20 protein-coding genes are annotated in these 20,588 nt (G+C 60.1%); 9 read left to right on the top strand and 11 right to left on the bottom strand.

The window, feature by feature from the left end; translation table 11 throughout:
• The first annotated feature begins 68 nt into the window (after positions 1-68).
• Both hemF and DCL27_RS11210 read left to right on the top strand, forming a co-directional pair.
• Complete coding sequence (gene hemF / locus DCL27_RS11205) at positions 69-989, top strand: oxygen-dependent coproporphyrinogen oxidase (protein WP_005283896.1); 921 nt, start codon at positions 69-71, stop codon at positions 987-989.
• Positions 986-1,438, top strand: a complete 453-nt coding sequence (locus DCL27_RS11210; RefSeq protein WP_005283891.1) for a YaiI/YqxD family protein — start codon at positions 986-988, stop codon at positions 1,436-1,438. The genes hemF and DCL27_RS11210 overlap by 4 nt, the downstream gene beginning before the upstream one ends.
• On the opposite strand, the gene DCL27_RS11215 is transcribed toward DCL27_RS11210, so the two are convergent.
• The 3 genes from DCL27_RS11215 to nudK all read right to left on the bottom strand — a co-directional run bounded on the left by DCL27_RS11215 (position 1,424) and on the right by nudK (position 5,404).
• Complete coding sequence (locus tag DCL27_RS11215) at positions 1,424-2,242, bottom strand: ChaN family lipoprotein (protein WP_035598776.1); 819 nt, start codon at positions 2,240-2,242, stop codon at positions 1,424-1,426. The genes DCL27_RS11210 and DCL27_RS11215 overlap by 15 nt on opposite strands.
• Positions 2,243-2,336: 94 nt before the next feature.
• Complete coding sequence (maeB, locus tag DCL27_RS11220) at positions 2,337-4,616, bottom strand: NADP-dependent oxaloacetate-decarboxylating malate dehydrogenase (RefSeq protein ID WP_005283886.1); 2,280 nt, start codon at positions 4,614-4,616, stop codon at positions 2,337-2,339.
• Positions 4,617-4,831: 215 nt separating this feature from the next.
• Positions 4,832-5,404, bottom strand: a complete 573-nt coding sequence (nudK, locus tag DCL27_RS11225; protein ID WP_005283883.1) for a GDP-mannose pyrophosphatase NudK — start codon at positions 5,402-5,404, stop codon at positions 4,832-4,834.
• Positions 5,405-6,019: 615 nt separating this feature from the next.
• Here nudK and DCL27_RS11230 point away from each other — a divergent pair.
• The 5 genes from DCL27_RS11230 (at position 6,020) to DCL27_RS11250 (ending at position 11,284) form a co-directional block, all read left to right on the top strand.
• On the top strand, positions 6,020-6,646 hold the full coding sequence (locus tag DCL27_RS11230) for a ferredoxin-like protein (RefSeq protein WP_035600332.1): 627 nt from the start codon (positions 6,020-6,022) through the stop codon (positions 6,644-6,646).
• Positions 6,647-6,753: 107 nt separating this feature from the next.
• The gene (locus DCL27_RS11235; protein ID WP_005296541.1) at positions 6,754-8,856 is read left to right on the top strand and encodes an aldehyde ferredoxin oxidoreductase; all 2,103 of its coding nucleotides are present in this window, start codon (positions 6,754-6,756) and stop codon (positions 8,854-8,856) included.
• Between the two features lie 10 nt (positions 8,857-8,866).
• Positions 8,867-9,550 (top strand): YdhW family putative oxidoreductase system protein, encoded by a 684-nt coding sequence (locus tag DCL27_RS11240; protein ID WP_005296543.1) that lies wholly within the window; start codon positions 8,867-8,869, stop codon positions 9,548-9,550.
• Between the two features lie 58 nt (positions 9,551-9,608).
• The gene (locus tag DCL27_RS11245) at positions 9,609-10,265 is read left to right on the top strand and encodes a 4Fe-4S dicluster domain-containing protein (protein WP_109691503.1); all 657 of its coding nucleotides are present in this window, start codon (positions 9,609-9,611) and stop codon (positions 10,263-10,265) included.
• Between the two features lie 65 nt (positions 10,266-10,330).
• Entirely contained in the window at positions 10,331-11,284 is a 954-nt protein-coding gene (locus tag DCL27_RS11250) for a YdhT family protein (RefSeq protein ID WP_035596716.1), read from the top strand.
• Positions 11,285-11,423: 139 nt separating this feature from the next.
• Here DCL27_RS11250 and napC read toward each other — a convergent pair whose 3' ends face one another.
• From napC to napF, 7 genes are read right to left on the bottom strand one after another with little or no spacing between them, the layout of a single operon-like run.
• Positions 11,424-12,044, bottom strand: coding sequence for a cytochrome c-type protein NapC (gene napC / locus DCL27_RS11255; protein WP_005283859.1), 621 nt, complete (start codon positions 12,042-12,044; stop codon positions 11,424-11,426).
• Between the two features lie 9 nt (positions 12,045-12,053).
• Positions 12,054-12,500 carry a nitrate reductase cytochrome c-type subunit gene (gene napB / locus DCL27_RS11260; protein ID WP_005283856.1) on the bottom strand — a complete coding sequence of 149 codons (447 nt, stop codon included), beginning with the start codon at positions 12,498-12,500 and terminating at the stop codon, positions 12,054-12,056.
• Positions 12,497-13,363, bottom strand: coding sequence for a quinol dehydrogenase ferredoxin subunit NapH (gene napH / locus DCL27_RS11265; RefSeq protein ID WP_005283853.1), 867 nt, complete (start codon positions 13,361-13,363; stop codon positions 12,497-12,499). Before napH ends, napB begins: the two co-directional genes overlap by 4 nt.
• The gene (gene napG, locus DCL27_RS11270) at positions 13,363-14,115 is read right to left on the bottom strand and encodes a ferredoxin-type protein NapG (protein WP_005283850.1); all 753 of its coding nucleotides are present in this window, start codon (positions 14,113-14,115) and stop codon (positions 13,363-13,365) included. Before napG ends, napH begins: the two co-directional genes overlap by 1 nt.
• Before the next feature lie 12 nt (positions 14,116-14,127).
• A complete protein-coding gene (gene napA, locus DCL27_RS11275; protein ID WP_005283847.1) occupies positions 14,128-16,617 on the bottom strand; it encodes a nitrate reductase catalytic subunit NapA in 2,490 nt (829 codons plus the stop codon).
• The gene (gene napD, locus DCL27_RS11280) at positions 16,614-16,880 is read right to left on the bottom strand and encodes a chaperone NapD (RefSeq protein ID WP_005283844.1); all 267 of its coding nucleotides are present in this window, start codon (positions 16,878-16,880) and stop codon (positions 16,614-16,616) included. Before napD ends, napA begins: the two co-directional genes overlap by 4 nt.
• A complete protein-coding gene (gene napF, locus DCL27_RS11285) occupies positions 16,880-17,389 on the bottom strand; it encodes a ferredoxin-type protein NapF (RefSeq protein WP_035596710.1) in 510 nt (169 codons plus the stop codon). The genes napD and napF overlap by 1 nt, the downstream gene beginning before the upstream one ends.
• 393 nt (positions 17,390-17,782) lie before the next feature.
• On the opposite strand from napF, the gene narQ reads away from it, so the two are divergent.
• Positions 17,783-19,483: a nitrate/nitrite two-component system sensor histidine kinase NarQ gene (narQ, locus tag DCL27_RS11290; protein ID WP_005296550.1), complete on the top strand. Its 1,701-nt coding sequence runs from the start codon at positions 17,783-17,785 to the stop codon at positions 19,481-19,483.
• A gap of 54 nt (positions 19,484-19,537) precedes the next feature.
• Complete coding sequence (narP, locus tag DCL27_RS11295) at positions 19,538-20,185, top strand: nitrate/nitrite response regulator protein NarP (protein WP_005296552.1); 648 nt, start codon at positions 19,538-19,540, stop codon at positions 20,183-20,185.
• Positions 20,186-20,219: 34 nt separating this feature from the next.
• Here the strand turns inward: narP and DCL27_RS11300 are convergent, their stop codons facing one another.
• Complete coding sequence (locus DCL27_RS11300; protein WP_005296554.1) at positions 20,220-20,507, bottom strand: winged helix-turn-helix domain-containing protein; 288 nt, start codon at positions 20,505-20,507, stop codon at positions 20,220-20,222.
• Positions 20,508-20,588 lie beyond the last annotated feature (81 nt).

Genomic DNA, 20,588 nt, shown 5'->3' on the forward strand with positions numbered 1-20,588 from the left:
CTGCCTCTCCGGTGACGATCGCCCTTCCGTTATACTCAGCGGGACAAACCACGCGGAGAGACACCTTGATGATCCCAGACAGTGACGCGGTACGACACTTCCTGCTGCAACTCCAGGATGACTTGTGCCAACAACTCGCGGCCGCCGACGGTGGCGCGACCTTCCAGCAAGATGAGTGGCAACGCGCCCAAGGCGGCGGCGGACGCACCCGAGTCCTGCGCCAAGGCGCGCTGTTCGAGCAGGCTGGCGTCAACTTCTCTCACATTCGTGGCGACAGCCTGCCCGCCGCGGCGAGCGCCCAGCGCCCAGAGCTGGCGGGCTGTGCCTTCCAGGCGATGGGGGTCTCCCTGGTGTTACACCCATGGAGTCCCTATGTCCCCACCGCACACGCCAACGTCCGCTTCTTTAGTGCCGAACGCCCCGATGGCTCCTCACTGTGGTGGTTCGGCGGAGGCTTCGATCTGACGCCGTTCTATCCGTTTCATGAAGATGTGGTGCACTGGCACCGCCAGGCGCGCGATCTGTGCCAACCCTTCGATGCGCAGTACTACCCGCGCTACAAGGCGTGGTGCGATCGCTACTTCTCTCTCCCTCATCGCCAAGAGGCGCGCGGCGTGGGCGGGCTGTTCTTCGACGATCTCAACACCCCGGACTTCGCGCATGCCTTCGCCTTCACCCGCGCCGTCGGTAATGGCTTCTGTCCAGCCTATCTGCCGATCGTCGAGCGGCGGCGTGCCCTACCATGGGGTGAGCGGGAGCGGCAGTTCCAACTCTATCGGCGCGGCCGTTATGTAGAGTTTAATCTGGTGTGGGATCGCGGTACGCTATTCGGCTTACAGAGTGGCGGACGCAGTGAATCGATTCTCATGTCGATGCCGCCGCTGGTACGCTGGGAATATGACTATCAACCCCCAGCCGACTCGCCGGAGGCGCGCCTGACGCGCGATTTTCTCACACCGCGCGATTGGCTGGCTAACGAGACAACATGACAACACGACAAATCTGGATCGATGCCGATGCCTGCCCAACGGTGATTAAAGAGGTGCTACTCCGCGCGGCGGAGCGACACGCCTTGGCGATCACCCTGGTCGCCAACCGCCCACAACGCCTGCCGGCAGGGAGCCGGGCGCGTATGCTCTGCGTGGCCACCACCCCCGACGCCGCCGATAACGAGATCGTGCAACGTATCGCCCCCGGTGATCTGGTCGTCACCGCCGATATTCCCCTGGCGGCGGCCGTGTTGGAAAAGGGGGGATGCGCCCTCAATCCGCGCGGCGAGCGCTACGATCCGGCGACGATTCGCTCCCGCCTGACGATGCGTGACTTCATGGAGACGCTACGCGCCAGTGGCATCCAGAGTGGTGGGCCGGCGCCGCTCAGCCCACGCGAACGTCAGCAGTTCGCCAACCAATTGCAGCTATGGCTACAGGCGCGCTGAGGCGCTATACCAGACATAATCAGCCTGCTGCGCCGTCACCCCCGCCCCCGGCGCAGCGAGGATCAGCACGCTGACATCGGTCAGCGGCTCCTCATCCTCGATGTGCAGCGGTACGCCAAGATCGCGCCGTGCATGGAGCGTACCGACCAGCAACAAGGCTGGTAGTGGCGCCGCCAATAGCGCCTGTGCCATCCGCCGATCACGCCACTGCTGTAACGCCAAGTCGTATGTCAGCTGTGTGCTCTGCGGTAGCGTCCCCTTATACCGGCTGGCCAAGGCGGCGACGATCTCCACCTGCACCGCATCCTGGGTACTCAAGGCACCCGGCGGCGGTACTGGGTGCAAACGGATTCGCGCCAACTCCCGCTCGCTCAGGTTAGCCGCCAGCAACGGATAGCGCCCCTGTAGCGCGCGACGCACCAGGGGACCATACTGTGCCCACGGCCAGGTAGACGGCCAGTGCAACATCGCAGACAACCTCGCGTCGCTCAGATCTGTGAGTGGGCGTCCCGTCAACGCCGCGATGGCAGCCTGCTGCTCCGGTTGCACCCTCTCCAGCAATAGGCTGCCCTGCGCCCGTCGCTGGCTCAGTTGCTCCAATAGCCAATCTGCGATCTGTTGATGACGAGGGTTACTCGGCTGCTCACCGACGATCAGCCGGGGTGCCGCGGCCAGGTGCTCCACCAGCTGCTCCGGCGTTAACAGGCGCCCCGTCTCCAACGCCACGATGCGCTCCGCAGGCGGTATCGCGCGCTGGCAACCCACCAACGCCAAGAGCGCCAACGTCAATAGCATCGCTCGCATCGCCCCTCCCGCCAGATAACCTCCGCCGCCATCCCCTCAACGACCGCGGGAACGCGCTAAAAAAATGCCGCCCAATGGGCGGCATGTTACGGACTTAACGCGCTCGACTCTGCGCCTCAACCACCGCCAGCGCCACCATATTCACGATGCGCCGCACGGAGGAGATTGGCGTCAGGATATGCGCCGGTTTACGGATCCCCATCAGCATGGGGCCAACGGTGACCCCCTCGGAGGAAGAGACCCGCAGCAGGTTATAACTGATACGCGCCGCCTCCATGTTTGGCATGATCAGAATATTGGCGGCCCCTTTCAGGGGACTATCCGGCATCACCCCCTGGCGAATGCTCTCTACCAGCGCCGCGTCGCCATGCATCTCGCCATCGATCTCCAACTCCGGCGCCCGTTGTTTCACCAGCGCCAAGACCTGACGCATCTTACGCGCCGATGGGCAATCGGCCGTGCCGAAACTGGAGTGAGAGAGCAACGCAACCTTCGGCTCAATACCAAAACGACGCACCTCATCGGCCGACATCAGCACGATCTCCGCCAATTGCTCGGCCGTGGGATCCTGGTTGACATAGGTATCGGCGATAAAGGTATTGCCGCTCGGCAACAGCAGCGCATTCATCGCTGCCGCCACATGGCAGCCCTCACGGTACCCAAACACCTCATGCAGCACATCGTAGTGATCCTGATAGTCACCCTCGGTACCGCAAATCATCGCGTCAGCCTCGCCGCGCTGCACCATGATGGCGGCGATCACCGTCGGGTTAGCAATCAACGCCCGACGTGCCTGCGCCTGGGAAACACCGCGCCGTTTCATGATCGCATAGTAACTATGCCAATAATCGTTATAACGCGGATCGGACTCGTTGTTCACCACCTCCACATCTCGCCCGATCTCGATCTGCAGCCCCAGCTTCTTCAGGCGCTGCGCGATCACTTGCGGGCGTCCGATCAAGATCGGTTGCGCCAAGCCTAAGCTCACCAGCTCTTGAGTCGCATGCAGCACTCGCTCCGACTCACCTTCCGCCAACACCACTCGCTTCGGATCTTGGCGCGCCTGGGAGAAGACCGGTTTCATAAACAGGGTAGTCTTATAGACGAACTCGGTCAGGTGCTCGACATACCCCTCCATATCGGCGATCGGCCGCGTGGCGACGCCCGAATCCATTGCCGCCTGCGCCACTGCCGGCGCAATCTTGACGATCAGGCGTGGATCGAAGGGTTTCGGAATGATGTACTCCGGCCCGAAGGAGAGGGATTGATTACCGTAGGCCGAGGCCACCACTTCGCTCTGCTCTGCCAGAGCCAGATCGGCGATGGCGCGCACCGCCGCCAGCTTCATCTCCTCGTTGATCGTCGTCGCCCCCACATCCAACGCACCACGGAAGATGAACGGGAAACACAACACGTTGTTCACCTGATTGGGGAAGTCGGAGCGGCCGGTACAGATAATCGCATCCGGGCGTACCGCCTTAGCCAACGGAGGTAGGATCTCCGGCTCTGGGTTGGCCAGCGCCAAGATCAACGGCGACGGCGCCATACGCTTCACCATTTCTTGGGTCAACACCCCGGGACCGGAGCAACCAAGGAAAATATCGGCGCCAGGAATGGCATCGGCCAAGGTACGCCAGCCATTATCCTCGATGGCGTAGGCCGCCTTGCTCTCCACCAGATGCGCCTCGCGTCCACGGTAGATCACCCCCTTAGAGTCACAGGCGGTAATGTTTTCCCGCTTCAGCCCTAACGCCACCAGCAGGTTAAGACAGGCGATCGCCGAGGCGCCCGCGCCGGATACCACCAGACGCACCTGGTCGATCGGCTTAGCGACGACTCGCAGGCCATTCAGCACCGCGGCGGTACAGATAATGGCCGTCCCGTGCTGATCGTCGTGGAATACCGGGATATTCATGCGCTCACGCAGCTTTTTCTCAATGTAAAAGCACTCCGGCGCTTTGATATCCTCCAGGTTGATGCCACCAAAAGTCGGTTCTAGCGCGGCGATCACCTCGATCAACTTATCGGGGTCGAGCTCATCCACCTCGATGTCGAACACATCGATGCCGGCGAACTTCTTGAACAGCACACCCTTCCCCTCCATCACCGGCTTACCGGCCAGGGCGCCGATGTTGCCCAATCCCAACACGGCAGTACCGTTAGAGATCACCCCGACCAGGTTGCCGCGCGCCGTGTACTTGTAAGCCGCCAACGGATCGTCGGCAATCGCCAAGCATGGCGCCGCGACCCCCGGCGAATAGGCTAACGCCAAATCGCGCTGGGTCGCCAACGGCTTGGTCGGCACGACCTGGATCTTCCCGGCGACGGGAAACTGATGGAAATCAAGTGCACTTTGTTTCAATTGTTCGTCCATTTTAGGCTTCCTTTTAGCGTCTCTCGCTGTCGCCCAAACGTGCAGCCACCCACCATGGCACCACACCGCTCAGGGCGGCACACTCTTTATTATGCTGTAAATGATTTGTGAAACGTGAGTATAGCGCCGGAACCGTGCGAAACCATGAGGCAAGGCATAAAGCCACAAAGAAAGGCACCGTCTGCGTATTTATTTAGCCGCTAAGCCCTTCTATCTCACGAGGAAAACCAGTTGGTTAGCCGCGCATGCTGCAAGAGCATGATGGTTTTACCATCGCAGATGCGCCCCTCTTCGACCATCCGCCACGCCTCCTGGTAGGGGATCTCTAACACCTCAATATCTTCATCGTCGATGCCGCCGCCACGTCCCTGATGCAGGCTCTCGCTATATTCGGCGCAGAAGAAGTGTACGATCTCGGTCACCCCGCCCGGCGACATGTAGGCGGAAAAGAGGCGCCGGACTTCGCCGATGGCATAGCCGGTCTCCTCCATCGCCTCCCGCCGGACACACGCCTCCGGCGCATCCTGATCGAGAAGCCCCGCGCAGGCCTCGATCAACATGCCGTCTGGATTGCCGTTAAGGTAAGTCGGTAGACGGAACTGGCGAATCAGCAACACACAGCGGCGCTGTGGGTTATACAGCAATACGGTCGCGCCATTACCGCGGAGATAGACCTCGCGCCGCTGGCGCACCACCCCACCCTGACGACGTGGTAGGTCATACTCGTACTCGCGCAGCGGACGCCAGGCGTCAGAGAGCAAGCGTTCATGGATAAATTGGATGTTCATCACACAGCCTTATATCGTGAGCCAAGATAGCCATCAGCATACTCATTAATACCACGCGCTAACACTGATCCAGCGAAACGGGAGAGGAGTAGACGAGCGTAAACGCCGTCACGCATCCCGGTCCCCGCCATCGATGTGACGCGATCAACGTACGCTGGGGCCGCGACGGGACGCGCCGCATGATGTAAAACGTCCGGTATCGGGTATCGGGTATCGGGTATCGGGTATCGGGTATCGGGTATCGGGTATCGAAAATAAGATATACCAAGGTAATAGCGACAATGCGGAATGATCATCATAAAAATAAATGTTTTTATATAACCAATCTCACCAAAAATATATAAAGATGAGATTTGATATTATTTACCGAAGCCATTCACCATCAATAATAAATATGTCTACTATCGCTCAGCACTCTTTTTTCTATTCGTCAGCTTCATTGACAATGATCAATTACGGTTATCATGCTGCGCTCTACTATTTTATGACATTCACCAAGCACTCCTCTTATTAGTCTTTATCTCGGCCTATTACGCTAGCGCCGATCATCGTCATACGGTAGAAAATCGCGTTCAATCTCTCGGCTTGAGATCACGCCACAAGGATGTATACGATATGGATCAGAGCGATCATCCCTTATTGGATTCCGAGTTAACTCGCCTGGCCTTTCTCCGCCTCTCTGGACGTGGGCTGGTCGGATTAACCCTCGCCCCGTCACTACTGGCCTTATTCGGTTGCGATCAAGAGGATATCGACAGTGGGCGTGTGAGCTTACTCGCCACGCCGAAGGGCGTCTTGATCACCCGACGAGCACGCTGCACCGGCTGCCAGCGCTGCGAACTCGCCTGCACCCTCTTCAACGACGGCAGCGTAGGCAGCTTCTTTTCCCGTATTAAGGTCCAACGGAATTATTTCTTTGGCAACGCTGGGATCGGCTCCGGCGGCGGCCTGTATGGCGATCTCAGCTATCACGCCGACACCTGCCGCCAATGCCGCGATCCCGCCTGCCTGGATGCGTGCCCGATCGGTGCCATCCGCTGGCGAGCCGACTTAGGCTGTATTGCCGTCGATCAGAAACGTTGCATCGGCTGTAGCGCCTGCACCACGGCCTGCCCCTGGATGATGGCCACCGTCAATACGGTAACGAAAAAATCCGCCAAGTGCATATTATGCGGCGAGTGTGCCGATGCCTGTCCGACCGGAGCACTCAAAATCGTTGCCTGGCAAGCCATCGATGAATAAACGGCGCAGCTCATTCCCGGTAGATATATAACGATATTATTCAATATATATTCAGCAAAAAGATAATTGAGACAGGTTAATTTAATCTTGGCACCAAGGACAATATGATGATTTACGGTTGGAGCGGGACTATTTTACGCGTCAATCTGACGAGCGGAAAGATTAGCCGTCTCGATTCGAGCGCACTCAAGCCCTTTATCGGTGGGATGGGGTTCGGTTATAAGATTATGTATCATGAGGTGCCGCCCGGTACCCATCCCTTCGCGGCGGAAAATAAACTGGTCTTTGCCGTCGGCCCACTCACCGGCTCCGGCGCCCCCTGTAGCTCACGCGTCACCATCACCACCCTCTCCACCTTCACCAAAGGGCACTTAGTGGTCGATGCCCACATGGGGGGCTTCTTCGCCGCACAAATGAAATTTGCCGGCTATGATGCGTTGATCATCGAGGGCGCCTCGCCATCACCGGTCTGGCTCCATATTCACGACGATCAGGTCAGTCTGGAAAAGGCCGACTTCCTGTGGGGCAAGGGCACCCGCGCCACCAGCGAGGCCATCTGCCGCCTGACGAGTGCGGAGACCTGCGTCGCCGCCATCGGGCAGGCCGGGGAGAACCGTGTGCCGCTCGCCTGCATCATCAATAGCCGTAACCACTGCGGCGGCGCGGGAAGCGGAGCGGTGATGGGGGCGAAAAACCTCAAAGCCATCGCCGTGTTCGGCAGTCGTGGGGTCGCTATCGCCGATCGCCACACGATGAAGCGCCTCAACGACTATATGCTGCGTGAGTTGATCGGGGCCAATAACAACCATGTCGTTCCCAGCACACCCCAACCTTGGGCGGAGTACTCCTCCCCGGCCTCTCGTTGGACGGCCCGTCAGGGGCTATTCTGGGGGGCGGCTGAGGGCGGGCCTATCGAGACCGGGGTGATCCCGCCGGGCAATCCCAACACCGTCGGCCTGCGTACGCAAAAAGCCGTCTTCGATCTCGGCCCGATGGCCGAGAAGTACACCGTGAAGATGGGGGGCTGCCACTCCTGCCCCATTCGCTGTGTATCGCAGCTCCATGTCCCACAAGCCGGCGACTTCGGCGTGCCCACGACCGGAGGGAGTACCTGCGTGGCCAACTTCGTGCACACCACCATTTTTCCCAACGGGCCAAAGGACTTCGATGACCCGGACGATGGGCGTGTCGTCGGCAACCTCGTCGGCCTGAATCTGTTCGATGATTATGGCCTATGGTGCAACTACGGGCAGCTACATCGAGACTTCAGCTACTGCTACAGCCACGGTGTCTTCCGCCGTGTCCTGCCCGCCGATGAATATGACCAAATCCGTTGGGATCTGTTGGAGGCGGGCGATCCGGCCTTCCTGCAAGATTTCTACTCTCGCCTCGCGCATCGCATCGGCGAATTCAGCCATCTGGCCGATGGCTCTTATGCCATCGCTCAGCGCTGGGATCTGGGTGAGGCGTACTGGGCCGATGAACACAACAAGCTATGGTCGCCCTTCGGCTACCCGGTACATCACGCCAATGAGGCCTCGGCCCAGGTGGGTGCCATCGTTAACTGCATGTTTAATCGAGACTGCATGACCCACACCCACATCAACTTTATCGGTTCAGGCTTACCACTGGCGCTGCAACGCGCGATCGCCGCCGAGCTATTCGGCTCGGAGGCGGCGTATGATGAAACCAAAAACTACACGCCGATCAATGCCGCCAAGATCAATTATGCCAAGTGGGCGTTACTCCGCGTCTGCCTACACAACGCGATCACGCTGTGCAACTGGGTCTGGCCGATGACCGTCTCGCCGCTCAAGTCACGCAACTACCGGGGCGATCTGGCCTTGGAGGCCAAATTCTTCCAGGCGGTCACCGGAGACGAGACCAGCCAGCAGAGCCTCGATCTGGCCGCCGAGCGCATCCTCACCCTACACCGCGCCTACACGGTAAAATTGATGCAGACCAACGACATGCGCCGGCAACACGACCTCATCTGCTCCTGGGTATTCGATAAAGATCCCCACATCCCGGTCTTCAGCGAGGGAACCGACAAGTTAGATCGTGCGGACATGCAGCAGGCGCTGACCCTGTTTTATCAGGCGATGGGGTGGGACGCGCAACTCGGCTGCCCGACGCGAGAAACCTTAATCCGCCTCGGTCTCGACGACGTGGCGGACGATTTGGCGGCGCTGCATCTCCTGCCGGCCTAGGGAGCGACCCATGACTCATCGCCATGATGTGGCGACTGATCCGCCCACTCCCCCTTCCGCCGCGCCGGTCGACGAGCCCGACCGCGCCAAACGCCAATGGCTACAACGGCTGAAACCCGCGTCTAACGCGCTATCCGTACCCGCGCCAGCGGAAACCCATGATGCGCCGGAAGCGATCCTGGCAGACTTCATTCGCCAGCACTCCGCGAGCGGTAAACTGGTCGCCCGCGCGCACTTCCTGCAACCGCCTTACGCCTTTGCCGAGGCCGATTTAACGACGCTGCTAGCGAGTCTGGCCCAACGCGCAACAGAGGCGGACATTGTCTGCCTCACCGGTGCTCGGGATGACTACTACTATTCGGCGCGTAACATGACGGCCAACTATGCCGATATCTGCCTCCAGATGATGGAACAGGATATCTGCCGAGCGATCGCCGAGGCGGTACGTTTCGCTTGCCGTACCTATCCCCGGCCCTACCCGCTCGCCATGCTGGCGTTACCACCATACGGCTTCACGGCCGCCCAGATCCGCGCCGCGCTAGCCACCTTGGACACCCACCCCGACTATGCCGACATTCGCCGGGTCGAGGCGAGCAACGGCGCGCCGTATCTGTTCAGCGAGCGTTTTATGAGCCATGGCAAAGCCTATGGGTTATGCCAATGGATCGAAATCGAGCAGCATCAGAACCCCTGAGCGGCGCGGGCCGCGTAGGGAATAGGGCGCACGCCGCCATCGCCAGGAGGATAACGCGATGTCATTGACTCGCCGGAACTTTATCATCGGCCTCGGAACGGTCATCTTTTTCACCGGCCCATGCCGGGCCGGGAACGCCGAGGCAGGAATGCGTACCCGCTATGCCATGATCCACGATGAATCACGCTGTACCGGCTGTAACCTGTGCGCGCGTGCCTGCCGCAAGACCCATCGCGTCCCCCGCCAGGGGAGTCGTCTTAGCATCCTGCATATCCCCTTGGCCGAGGATGAACAGGCGACGACCTATCGCTACTTCCGCCAGGCTTGTCAGCACTGCGACCAGGCGCCCTGCATCGATGTCTGTCCGACCGGCGCGTCATGGCGTGACGAGAACGGTATTGTCCGCGTGAACCCGGCAGACTGTATTGGCTGTGGCTACTGCGTCTCCGCCTGCCCCTACCAAGCCCGTTATCTGGATCCTCGGCGGCATGTCGCTGATAAGTGTGACTTTTGCTGTGAGTCGCGGCTGGCGAAAGGTTTCCCGCCGATCTGTGTCAGCGTCTGCCCGCAGCAGGCGCTGATCTTTGGCGACGAGGAGAGCCCAGAGATTAAACGCTGGTTACAGGGGAATAGGTACGAACAATACTGGCTGCCTGGCACCGGTAAGCCACATCAGTACCGCCGCGCCGCCCAACACGTCATTCCTAAAGGGTAGACGATGCGTATGCACGCCGTTATCTCGCCATCTCCACGCTTCCCCTCTCGTGAGGAGGCGCGGCCATGATCCTCACCCTGCACGACCTGCGCCACGGGTGCGCCTCTCGCTGGCTATACCGCTGGTTGCGGCATCATTTCCCACGGGGAGGCCACTACGGCGCGATCTACCGTGCCCTCATCCAGGCCGAGCGGCTCGACTGGGCTAGCGCGCTGGCCGAGTATGGTTGGGCCCGCGGGTACACGCGCCTGGCCTTTATTCGCGAGGATATCGGCGCCATGATGCACCTGGCGGAGCGATTAAGTTCGCTCCGCAACGCGGCCGCTCCCCTCCCACCCCAGGGCGATTATGCACCCAAGATCGCCAGTGCCCGGGATGGTGAACGCTGGCACAATGGCGTTTACGGCAGCCGCATCGCCTGCGCGGGTGACCATTTCCAGCTGGGCAACCACGCGCAACAGAGCCAACTCGCCTGTTGCGGCTCACACTGTCACCTCGGTTGGCGCGGCGATCATGGTGAACTGGCCCTCGCGGGCTACGGCGCGCAGATCGCCTGTAGTGGTGCACGGGTACGCCTCGCCAGCTGCGGCTACCAGGCGCATATTGCCAGCAATGGCAAACAAGTCCGTATCGCGCTGAGCGGCAATGCGGCCTATGTCAGTAGCGCGGGCGCGCATGCACGCATCGTCAATGGCGGCACACGAGCCCATCTCGCCGCCTGTGGGCCAGAGAGTCACCTCGCGAACACGGGTGATCTGGCGCGTCTCGTCAGCTTTGGCGATACGGCCAAAATTATCAATAGTGGCGACGGCGTAGATATCACCGCCGTCGGTGCCAGCTCGGTCATCGCCAGCGTCGCGCCGGTTAACAGTATTGTCTTGGGCGTGGGAGGCTGCGCCGCATTGGCTTACCACGATGGGAAGCGTATACGTTTCGCCCTCGCCGTCGAGGGGGAGGAGGGTATCCGCGCCGGGGTGAGATACCGTCTCGATCACACCCACCGCTTCATCGCCTGCTAAGTCGTGGGATAGCCGCGAACTCACGGACAAGAGCGCGCGCGTCGGCAGAAGCGAGCATGGTGCGGCCAAAGCCCCCTGTCGATAGCTAAAAAAATGCGCCCAGATGGGCGCATTGATTCGCATATCGCCTCAAGGGCGCTTAATAGCCGGTAGGAATGCCTTTCATCTCCGGCAGCTTATGGGCGATGCCCTTATGACAGTCGATACAGGTCTTGTTATCCCGGATCGCCTGGTCATGCATCTTCGCCGCCACCGTTTTCTGCTGGCTGAAGTCCATATTGTCGAAGTTATGGCAGTTACGACACTCCTGCGAGTTATTGGCCTTCATGCGCGCCCACTCGTTTTCCGCCATCTGCAAGCGATGCGCCTCAAACTTCTGCGGCGTATCGATCACCCCGAAGATCTTGCCGTACAGCTCCTTGCTGGCCTTAATCTTGCGGATCATCTTCGGCACAAACTCATGCGGCACGTGGCAGTCTGGACAGGTGGCACGCACCCCGCTGCGGTTGGAATAATGCGCCGTCTCCAGGTACTCCTGGTAAACATTGTCGCGCATCTCATGACAGCTGAGGCAGAACTGCTCGGTGTTCGCCTTCTCCAGACCGGCGTTAAAACCACCCCAGAACAGGATACCGGCGCCAAACCCCAGCAATAACAGCGTGCCGATCGCCAAACGGCTAGGGCGACGCCACCACTGCCACACCCGGCGCAGCAGACCCGGCTTGTTGCCCGTCGGGGCGTTGTGTTGCTCACTCATCATAGGCCCCTTTTACTGACCGAAACCGCTGGAGGGGGTAAAGGTGTTGCCGACGATCGGGGCGGCATCACTCTGCGGCACATGGCATTGCAGACAGAAGTAACGGTTAGGCGCTACCTGCCCCAACATCTTGCCGCTGGCGTCGATAAAGTGAGTCGGGCTGACACGCATCGCACCGGTAGTACGGTAGTTCTCCACCCCGTGGCATTGCAGGCAGCGGTTGGTGTTCTTGGTAATCTGGTAGCCGTCCACACTGTGCGGGATCATCGGCGGTTGGTTGACATAGTTCAATGCCATCCGCTCCTGCTGTTTCGGCATCCTGACCTGCCCTTCGGCGGTGCCGGACACCTCCGGTGACTGGGCTAAGTCGACCGCATTGTCGACGGCCGAGGCCCCCCCCGCCAACGCCAGTAACAGTACCCCCAGGGAGAACCGCTTCTTGATGACATTGCTCTTCATTGTTTATCTCCCGAACGATGAAATCGTGTCTTAAATTCAAATACCTGCTCGGCACATACGTCCATGCAGCGCCCACAACTGATGCACTCTTGCTTCAGCACCAGCGGGCTGTGATTGTGATTGAGTACCGGATCGCGCAATACCTGAGGCTCCGGGCAAACATGGAAACAATCCATGCAACGGGTACAACGTTCACGCCGCGTCGCACCGATACGCAGCAGACTCTTGCTGCCGATCACCCCATACAGGGCACCCAGCGGGCAGAGGTGACCACACCAGCCATGCTCGGTGACCAACAGATCGAAGAGGAAGATCGCCAGGATCAGCCACAGCCCGGCGCCCGCGCCGAAGATCAGGCTACGTCCCAATAACGCGACGGGGTTAAGCCACTCCCACAGCAGCGTGCCGCTGACGGCGCTACCGACCAAGATGGCCAGCAAGATGCCGTAGCGTAGCTGGCGCGATAGCGGTGCCGATTGGCGGATGGCCAGGCGGCGGCGCAACCAGGCGGCCAGATCGGTCACCGGATTCAATGGGCATACCCAAGCGCAGAAGGCGCGGCTGGCGATCAGGCCATACAGCCCCAGCACCACTAACGCCCCCAGTAACGCCGTCATGGCCGGCCAATGGCCCGCGAGCAGGCTCTCCAGCATCATCAGCGGATCACTCATCGGCAACGTATCCAGGAAGCGACTGGCGCTGTAATTGCCCTTCAGGATCCATACCCCGAACACTGGGCCGCTGAGAAACAGCGCCAACACCCCCAACTGACAGCTGCGTCGCAGCCACAGCCAACGGTGGCTACGCCACCAACCGAGACGCCGACGCGCCTCCAGCCCCGCTTGGGCGACCGGATTCGCCATCACTCACCTCCCTGCGGTTGACGGATCGGCAATGGCGCACTCTCTGGCACCAAGGCATGCCCCGCCTTCTGTTTCTCGACCCAGCCGAGGCGGTAGTGCCGCCCCAACTCGCCACGCGCCAGCGCCAAGGGCAGCACCTTGATCGCCGACTCCTCCAGTACGCAGGCCTGTTCACACTTGCCGCAACCGGTACAGTGATCGCTGTGGACGGTCGGTAAGAACTTGGCGTGTTTACCGGTGCGTTCGTTGCGATGCAACTCTAGGGTGATGGCCTGATCGATCGCCGGGCAGACGCGATAACAGACGTCGCAGCGCAATCCCTGCCAGTTGAGGCAGTTCTCGTGATCGAGCAACACCGCTAGCCCCATGCGGGCGTCATCGATATCGGTCAACGCCGGATCGAGCGCCCCGCTCGGGCAAGCCGCCACACAAGGGATGTCGTCACACATCTCGCACGGTGTCTGACGAGCGATGAAATAAGGGGTACCCGCCGCCGAAGGCGACAACAGCGTCGCCAACTGCAACGTGTCATACGGGCAAGCCTGGACGCACTGCCCACAGCGAATACACGCGGCCTCGAAGCGACCATCGGGCAACGCGCCGGGCGGACGTAATGCCAACCCATCCCGTGCCTGAGACTGCTTCTGTTGCAATCCCAGCAGGATCGCTACGGCCGCCAACCCGCCCGCACCGCGAACGGCATCGCGCAAGAAGCGCCGCCGTGCCGGTCCCTTATCTCGTTGTTCCGTCATCGGATCTCGTCCTTACACCTTCTCAACCTTCACCGCGCACTTCTTAAAGTCGGTCTCTTTCGACAGCGGATCGGTCGCATCTAGCGTCAACACGTTGACCAGTTGTGCGGCATCGAAGAATGGCATATACACCAGCCCCTGCGGGACGCGGTTACGTCCGCGCGTCTCGACAATGGAGATCATCTCGCCGCGACGTGACGACACCTTCACCTTGTCGCCTCGGCGCAAGCCGCGCGCCTTGGCATCCAGCGGATGAATAAACAGCACCGCCTCTGGGAAGGCGCGATGCAGTTCCGGCACACGGCGCGTCATCGAGCCGGTATGCCAGTGCTCCAACACGCGGCCCGTGGAGAGCCACAGGTCATACTGCTGATCCGGCACCTCGGCGGGCGGCTCATAGGGCAGCGCAAAGATCACCGCCTTACCGTCCGGCTTGCCGTAGAAACGCACCCCTTCTCCCGCCTTAACGAACGGATCGTAGCCCTCACGGTAACGCCACAGGGTCTCCTTGCCGTCGACCACCGGCCAACGAATACCGCGCGCCTTGTGGTAGTCATCGAACGGCGCCAGGTCATGACCATGACCGCGACCAAAGCCGGCATACTCCTCGAACAGCCCCTTCTGCACGTAGAAGCCGCAGGCGCGCGCCTCATCGTTCAGACGATCGGCCGGGATCTCATCCAGCGAATACTTGTTGACGTTACCGTTGACGAACAGCACCTCATACAGGCTCTTGCCCTTCAATGCCGGCATCTGCGCCAACAATTCGGCTGGCCACACCTCATCGACGGTGAAACGCTTGGCGAACTCCATCAACTGCCACAGATCCGACTTGGCCTCTCCCGGCGCCGGAACCTGCTGGTGCCAGAACTGGGTACGGCGCTCGGCATTACCGTAGGCGCCCTCTTTCTCCACCCACATGGCGGTCGGCAGGATCAGGTCGGCGGAGAGCGCGCTCACCGTCGGATAGGGGTCAGAAACCACAATGAAGTTACGCGGATCGCGCCAGCCTGGCATACGATCCGTATTGATGTTCGGACCGGCCTGCATGTTGTTGTTACACATCACCCAGTAGGCGTTAAGCTTGCCGTCTTTCAACGCACGGTCTTGCGCCACGGCGTGCAACCCAACCTTGTCCGGAATGGTTCCGGCCGGGATCTTCCAACGGGTTTCGGCGATCTGGCGATGCTTGGCGTTGGTCACCACCATGTCCGCCGGCAGACGGTGGGAGAAGGTGCCGACCTCGCGGGCGGTACCGCAGGCGGAGGGCTGGCCGGTCAACGAGAAGGGACCACAGCCCGGCTTAGAGATCTTGCCGGTCAGAAGGTGGATGTTGTAGCACAGGTTATTTGCCCACACCCCACGGGTATGCTGGTTGAAGCCCATGGTCCAGTAGGAGACCACCTTGATGTTCGGGTCGGCATACAGCTTGGCCAACGCCAACAGTTGATCCTGCGGTACCCCGGTCATCTTGGCGGTTTTTTCCAGGGTATACTCGGCCACAAAGGCCTTGTAGTCCTCGAAGCTCATCGGCTCGGAGGCATCGCTCCCCGGGTTCTTCGCCGCCTTCTCCAGTGGATCGGTCGGACGCAGGCCGTAGCCGATGTCGGTCGCCCCTTTACGGATGTTGACGTGCTGATCGAGGAACGCCTGATCGACCGCGTTGTTCTGAATGATGTAATTGGCGATGTAGTTCAGGATCACCAGATCGGACTGCGGCGTGAAGATAATCGGGTTATCCGCCAGCTCGAAGCTACGGTGTTCGAAGGTGGAGAGTACCGCGACCTGAACCTTGTCGTTGCTCAGTCGGCGGTTGGTGATGCGCGACCACAGGATCGGGTGCATCTCCGCCATGTTGGAGCCCCACAGTACGAAGGCATCGGCCTGCTCGATATCGTCATAGCAGCCCATCGGCTCATCCATACCGAAGGTACGCATAAAGCCGACCACCGCGGAGGCCATGCAGTGACGCGCGTTGGGATCGATATTGTTGGAGCGGAAACCCGCCTTAAACAACTTGGCGGCCGCATAGCCTTCCCACACCGTCCACTGACCGGATCCGAACATGCCGATGGCACTCGGCCCCTTCTCCTTCAGCGCACCCTTGAACTTGTCGCTCATCACATCGAAGGCTTGATCCCAGCTGACCGGGGTAAACTCGCCCTCTTTGTCGTACTGCCCATTCTTCATGCGCAGTAACGGTTGGGTCAGACGATCTTTACCGTACATGATCTTGGGCAGGAAATAGCCCTTAATGCAGTTCAGCCCCCGGTTGACCGGGGCATCCGGGTCACCCTGGGAGGCCACCACTCGGCCATTCTGTGTGCCGACCAGTACACCGCATCCGGTACCGCAGAAGCGACACGGGGCTTTTTCCCACGTGATCGTATCCGCTGCATCTCCCGTCACCGCGCTGGCCACGGTCGGAATGGTCAGCCCCGCCGCTGCGGCAGCGGCAGCGACGGCGTTGGCTTTCATGAAGTCTCGACGACTGAGTTTCATGGCGTATCCTCACCTTGCTCATCCTGCTGGTGATAAACCAGCGACACCGCCAGCACGCCTGCCACATTGCGCACTGACTCAATTCGATCCAGCAGCGTGCCTGAATCCTCGCTTTGCATGACAACCACAAGCTTGCCCTGCTGCGGCTCACTGGCCGCGACTTCGGTACCGTCCATGGCGGATAACTGTTGCGCCACGTCCGTCACTGCCTGCGGGCGGGCCTGAACCACCAGCCCGCAGACGTGCCATATCTCTCTGCTCATTACGCTTCCTTAACTTCGCTGGGGGTGGCGCTCTCTACCATCCGCAGCGCATCAACCGGACAGGCGGCGATACAGGCGCCACAACCACTACAGCGCTCGGGGGCCAGACGCAACGCCGCGACACTCCCCGGGCGAGGGATGAAGATAATCGCCCGCGGTTCGCAGCCATCCTGACAACTGCGGCACTCAATACTGCGCTGCGCCAAGCAATGCGCCTGGATCTCAACATGTAACCGCCAAGGACGCTGATCGGCGGGGTGAAACAGCGGCTGCGGACAGGCGTCGGCGCAACGCCGACAGAACGTGCACTCGGCACGGGAAAAATCGAGGGTAGGAAAGCCGCCTTGGCCGACGACCAACACCCCGCTCTCACACTGGGTGATGCAGGCATGGCAACGGCTACAACCGGCCACAAAGGCCGATTCCTCTAGCGCCCAAGGCGGGCGGCGCTCCGCCACGGCATGACGCCAATGGCCACGCAATAAATGGCGTCGGGACAGAGTAGTCATCGAACGCTCCTGTGACATCGCTCATCCATCGGGTCAAAAAGGGCGCGCTCGGCGCCAACATCGCTCATACAACGTTGCGCTCGCGGCCTACGATCGTATCCTCAGAGGCACGCGACGACGCATGACATGCATGCGACAGGAACAACGTCTAGCCTTCACCACAGCATTTATGTTGTTATTGTGCTTATGGCGTCGAGTATCCGGTTTCTATTACTGCTGATAATTCCTCTTTAGAGTTAAATAGGGGGGATAATTGCGCGGGATCAAACCTTTCCGCTCACTTTCACGCATTGTGTCCGCTGTTGCGCTGAATTTCGCTATTTATACAGTTATATAACGCATGGCGTCTCCCCACGATCGGCGCTGCGCCATGTCTCACTTAGGAAAGCTGATGTGTTGGTAAAACGTTCCGTGACCAGTACCCTGGCGCGCGCCTTGATCGCCATGGTGATCCTCTCCGTGCTGTCGACGGGCATCGCCTTGTTAACCGTCGCCAGCAGCATCAATGATGCCGAGGCGGTGAACATCGCTGGCTCGCTACGTATGCAAAGCTATCGTCTGGCCTACGATCTCACCAACCAACCGCAGGATGTGGCGCGTCACCTCGAAGAGTACAACCAGTCATTGCACGCCTCCGCGCTGCAAAAACTGACCCGCTTCTATGTGCCTGGCTCGGTGCAACGCGAGTACGCCCAACTGCTCACCACCTGGCAAGGGTTAGAGATCCAACTCCGCCAGGGACATAGCCAAGCCTTCCTACATGGCGTGGCCCATTACGTCGATCAGATCGATCACTTTGTCCTGGTGCTACAGCGCCATGCCGAGCAAAAAATGGAACAGGTGGTGCTGATCAGCCTGATCGGCCTGCTGGCGCTGCTCGGCTTAGTGTGGTTCGCCATCCGCACCATTCGGCGCGAAGTGGTGGCGCCGCTCAACAAGCTGGTCAACGCCAGCGTCCGCATGCAGCGGGGTCACTTCACGCCGCTGCCGCTGGACGTCAACTTACCCAACGAGATGGGCGTCCTGTCGAAGGCCTTCGTACGCATGTCGGGCGAGTTGGAGAAGCTGTACCGTTCACTCGAAGATAAGGTCCGTGAGAAGACCGAGAGCCTGACCCAAGCCAACCGTACCCTCGGCGTGCTGTTCGAAGCTTCACAGGCGCTGACCGTGAGTCAGATCACCCAGCCCAGCTTCGAACAGGTCCTGGAGATCGTGCGCAGCAGCGAGGGGCTCGACTTCTTACAACTCGAGGTGGTGGACAGTGGTCAGGGGCGCTGGCTGCTCGCCAGCGGCGAGGTGAGGCCCAATGAGGCGAGTGAGACGCTGCCGCTGATGCTGGATGGACATCCGCTCGGTATGTTGCGTTGGCCGGCGCATCAGGCTCCCCAACGCCAGTTGATGCAAAACGTCGCCAATATGCTCAGCCGTGGCGTCTACTTCAACCGCGCTCAGAAGCAGCAGGTGCAATTACTGCTGATGGAGGAGCGTGCCACCATCGCTCGCGAGCTGCACGACTCGCTCGCTCAGGCGCTGGCCTTCCTGCGCATTCAGATTACCTTGCTACGCCGGGCGACTGAGGCCGAAAACCATCAGGCTCAAGCGATCATTCAAGACTTCGATCGGGCCCTCAGCGACGCCTACCGCCAGCTCCGCGAGCTACTGGCCACCTTCCGCCTAACGATCGAGGAGGCCGATCTGCGCGAGGCGTTGCAACAGCTATTGGCCCCGCTAAAATTGCAGACGACGGCAAAGATCACGCTACACTGCACGTTGTCTTCCCAATTACTCAATGCGCAACAACAGGTTCATGTGCTACAGATCGTCCGGGAGGCCACGCTTAACGCCATCAAGCATGCTCAGGCACAACACATTAGCGTGAACTGCCACGGGCGCGCCGATGGCATCAGCGTCATCAGCATCACCGATGATGGCGTCGGGTTACCCAGTAGCGAAGAGCCGCCGGGTCACTACGGTTTGACCATCATGGCCGAGCGCGCCGCCCGCCTGGATGGCGAATTACACCTTACCCCAGGGCCGACGGGAGGGACGCGTGTTACGCTAACGTTTCGCCCCACATCCGGCGATGGGATCTGATTTATAATAATAACGCTGGGTGGTGATACACCGCCCTCCTTCAGGGAGCTTGTCATGGAAAACCCAACTTCAACTACCGCCGGCTTTCGTGTCATGATCGTCGATGATCACCCACTGATGCGCCGTGGCATACGCCAACTGCTCGAGTTGGATCCCCTCTTCGACGTGGCGGCGGAGGCCAGTAGCGGCAGCGAGGCCATCGCCTTGGCCGAACGCATTCAACCGGATCTGATCCTGTTAGATCTCAATATGAAGGGGCTATCGGGACTGGATACACTCAAGGCGTTGCGTAACGAAGGGGTCGATGCACGCATCATCATCCTCACCGTCTCCGACGCACGCAGCGATGTGTATGCCCTGGTCGATGCCGGAGCGGATGGCTACCTGCTGAAGGATAGCGAGCCCGAGACACTGCTGGCACAGATCCACCAGGCGGCGGAAGGACACAATGTATTTAGCGAGGCGGTCTTGAACTACCTGGGTACGCGCAGCGAGATCGCCGATCCACTGGCCGATCTCACCGAACGCGAGTTGGACGTCCTGCAAGAGGTGGCGCGCGGCATGTCCAACAAGCAGATCGCCGCGCAACTACATATCTCGGAAGAGACCGTTAAGGTGCACATCCGTAATCTGCTGCGTAAGCTGAATGTCCGCTCACGCGTCGCCGCGACGGTACTCTACCTGGAGTACAAAAACCAATAACGCATGGGGCGAGGCGGAAACGGCGCCTCGCGACTTATGCCGCCTCCGTGAGGCTAACACGCAACGCCTCGGCGTGCTGCGCCACCCAGGCCGCATCAAGCGGCCCCCAATCCGTCAGCATGTAGTAGCCATCGTTATGACGCACCCCCTGCTCGACGAAACGCAGCGTAACCCCCAGCCCGGGTAAGGCCTTGAGCACATCCTGTAATGTGCGGCGCGGCCAGCCGGTGCACTGCATGAGGCGTGGTACATTCGGCTTCTCTTCATGGGTCAATAGCCAGCATAGATACAAGCGGCGGGCAAATACCGGATTGATCTCCATTCCCTCTCCTTCTGACTCCCTGGATGCGATAACGCCTAGTATTGCACAATTTTTCCGCAAAACCCGGCAAAATCGACATGT

This window comes from Edwardsiella tarda ATCC 15947 = NBRC 105688 (assembly GCF_003113495.2).
In the GTDB taxonomy this organism is placed as follows: domain Bacteria; phylum Pseudomonadota; class Gammaproteobacteria; order Enterobacterales; family Enterobacteriaceae; genus Edwardsiella; species Edwardsiella tarda.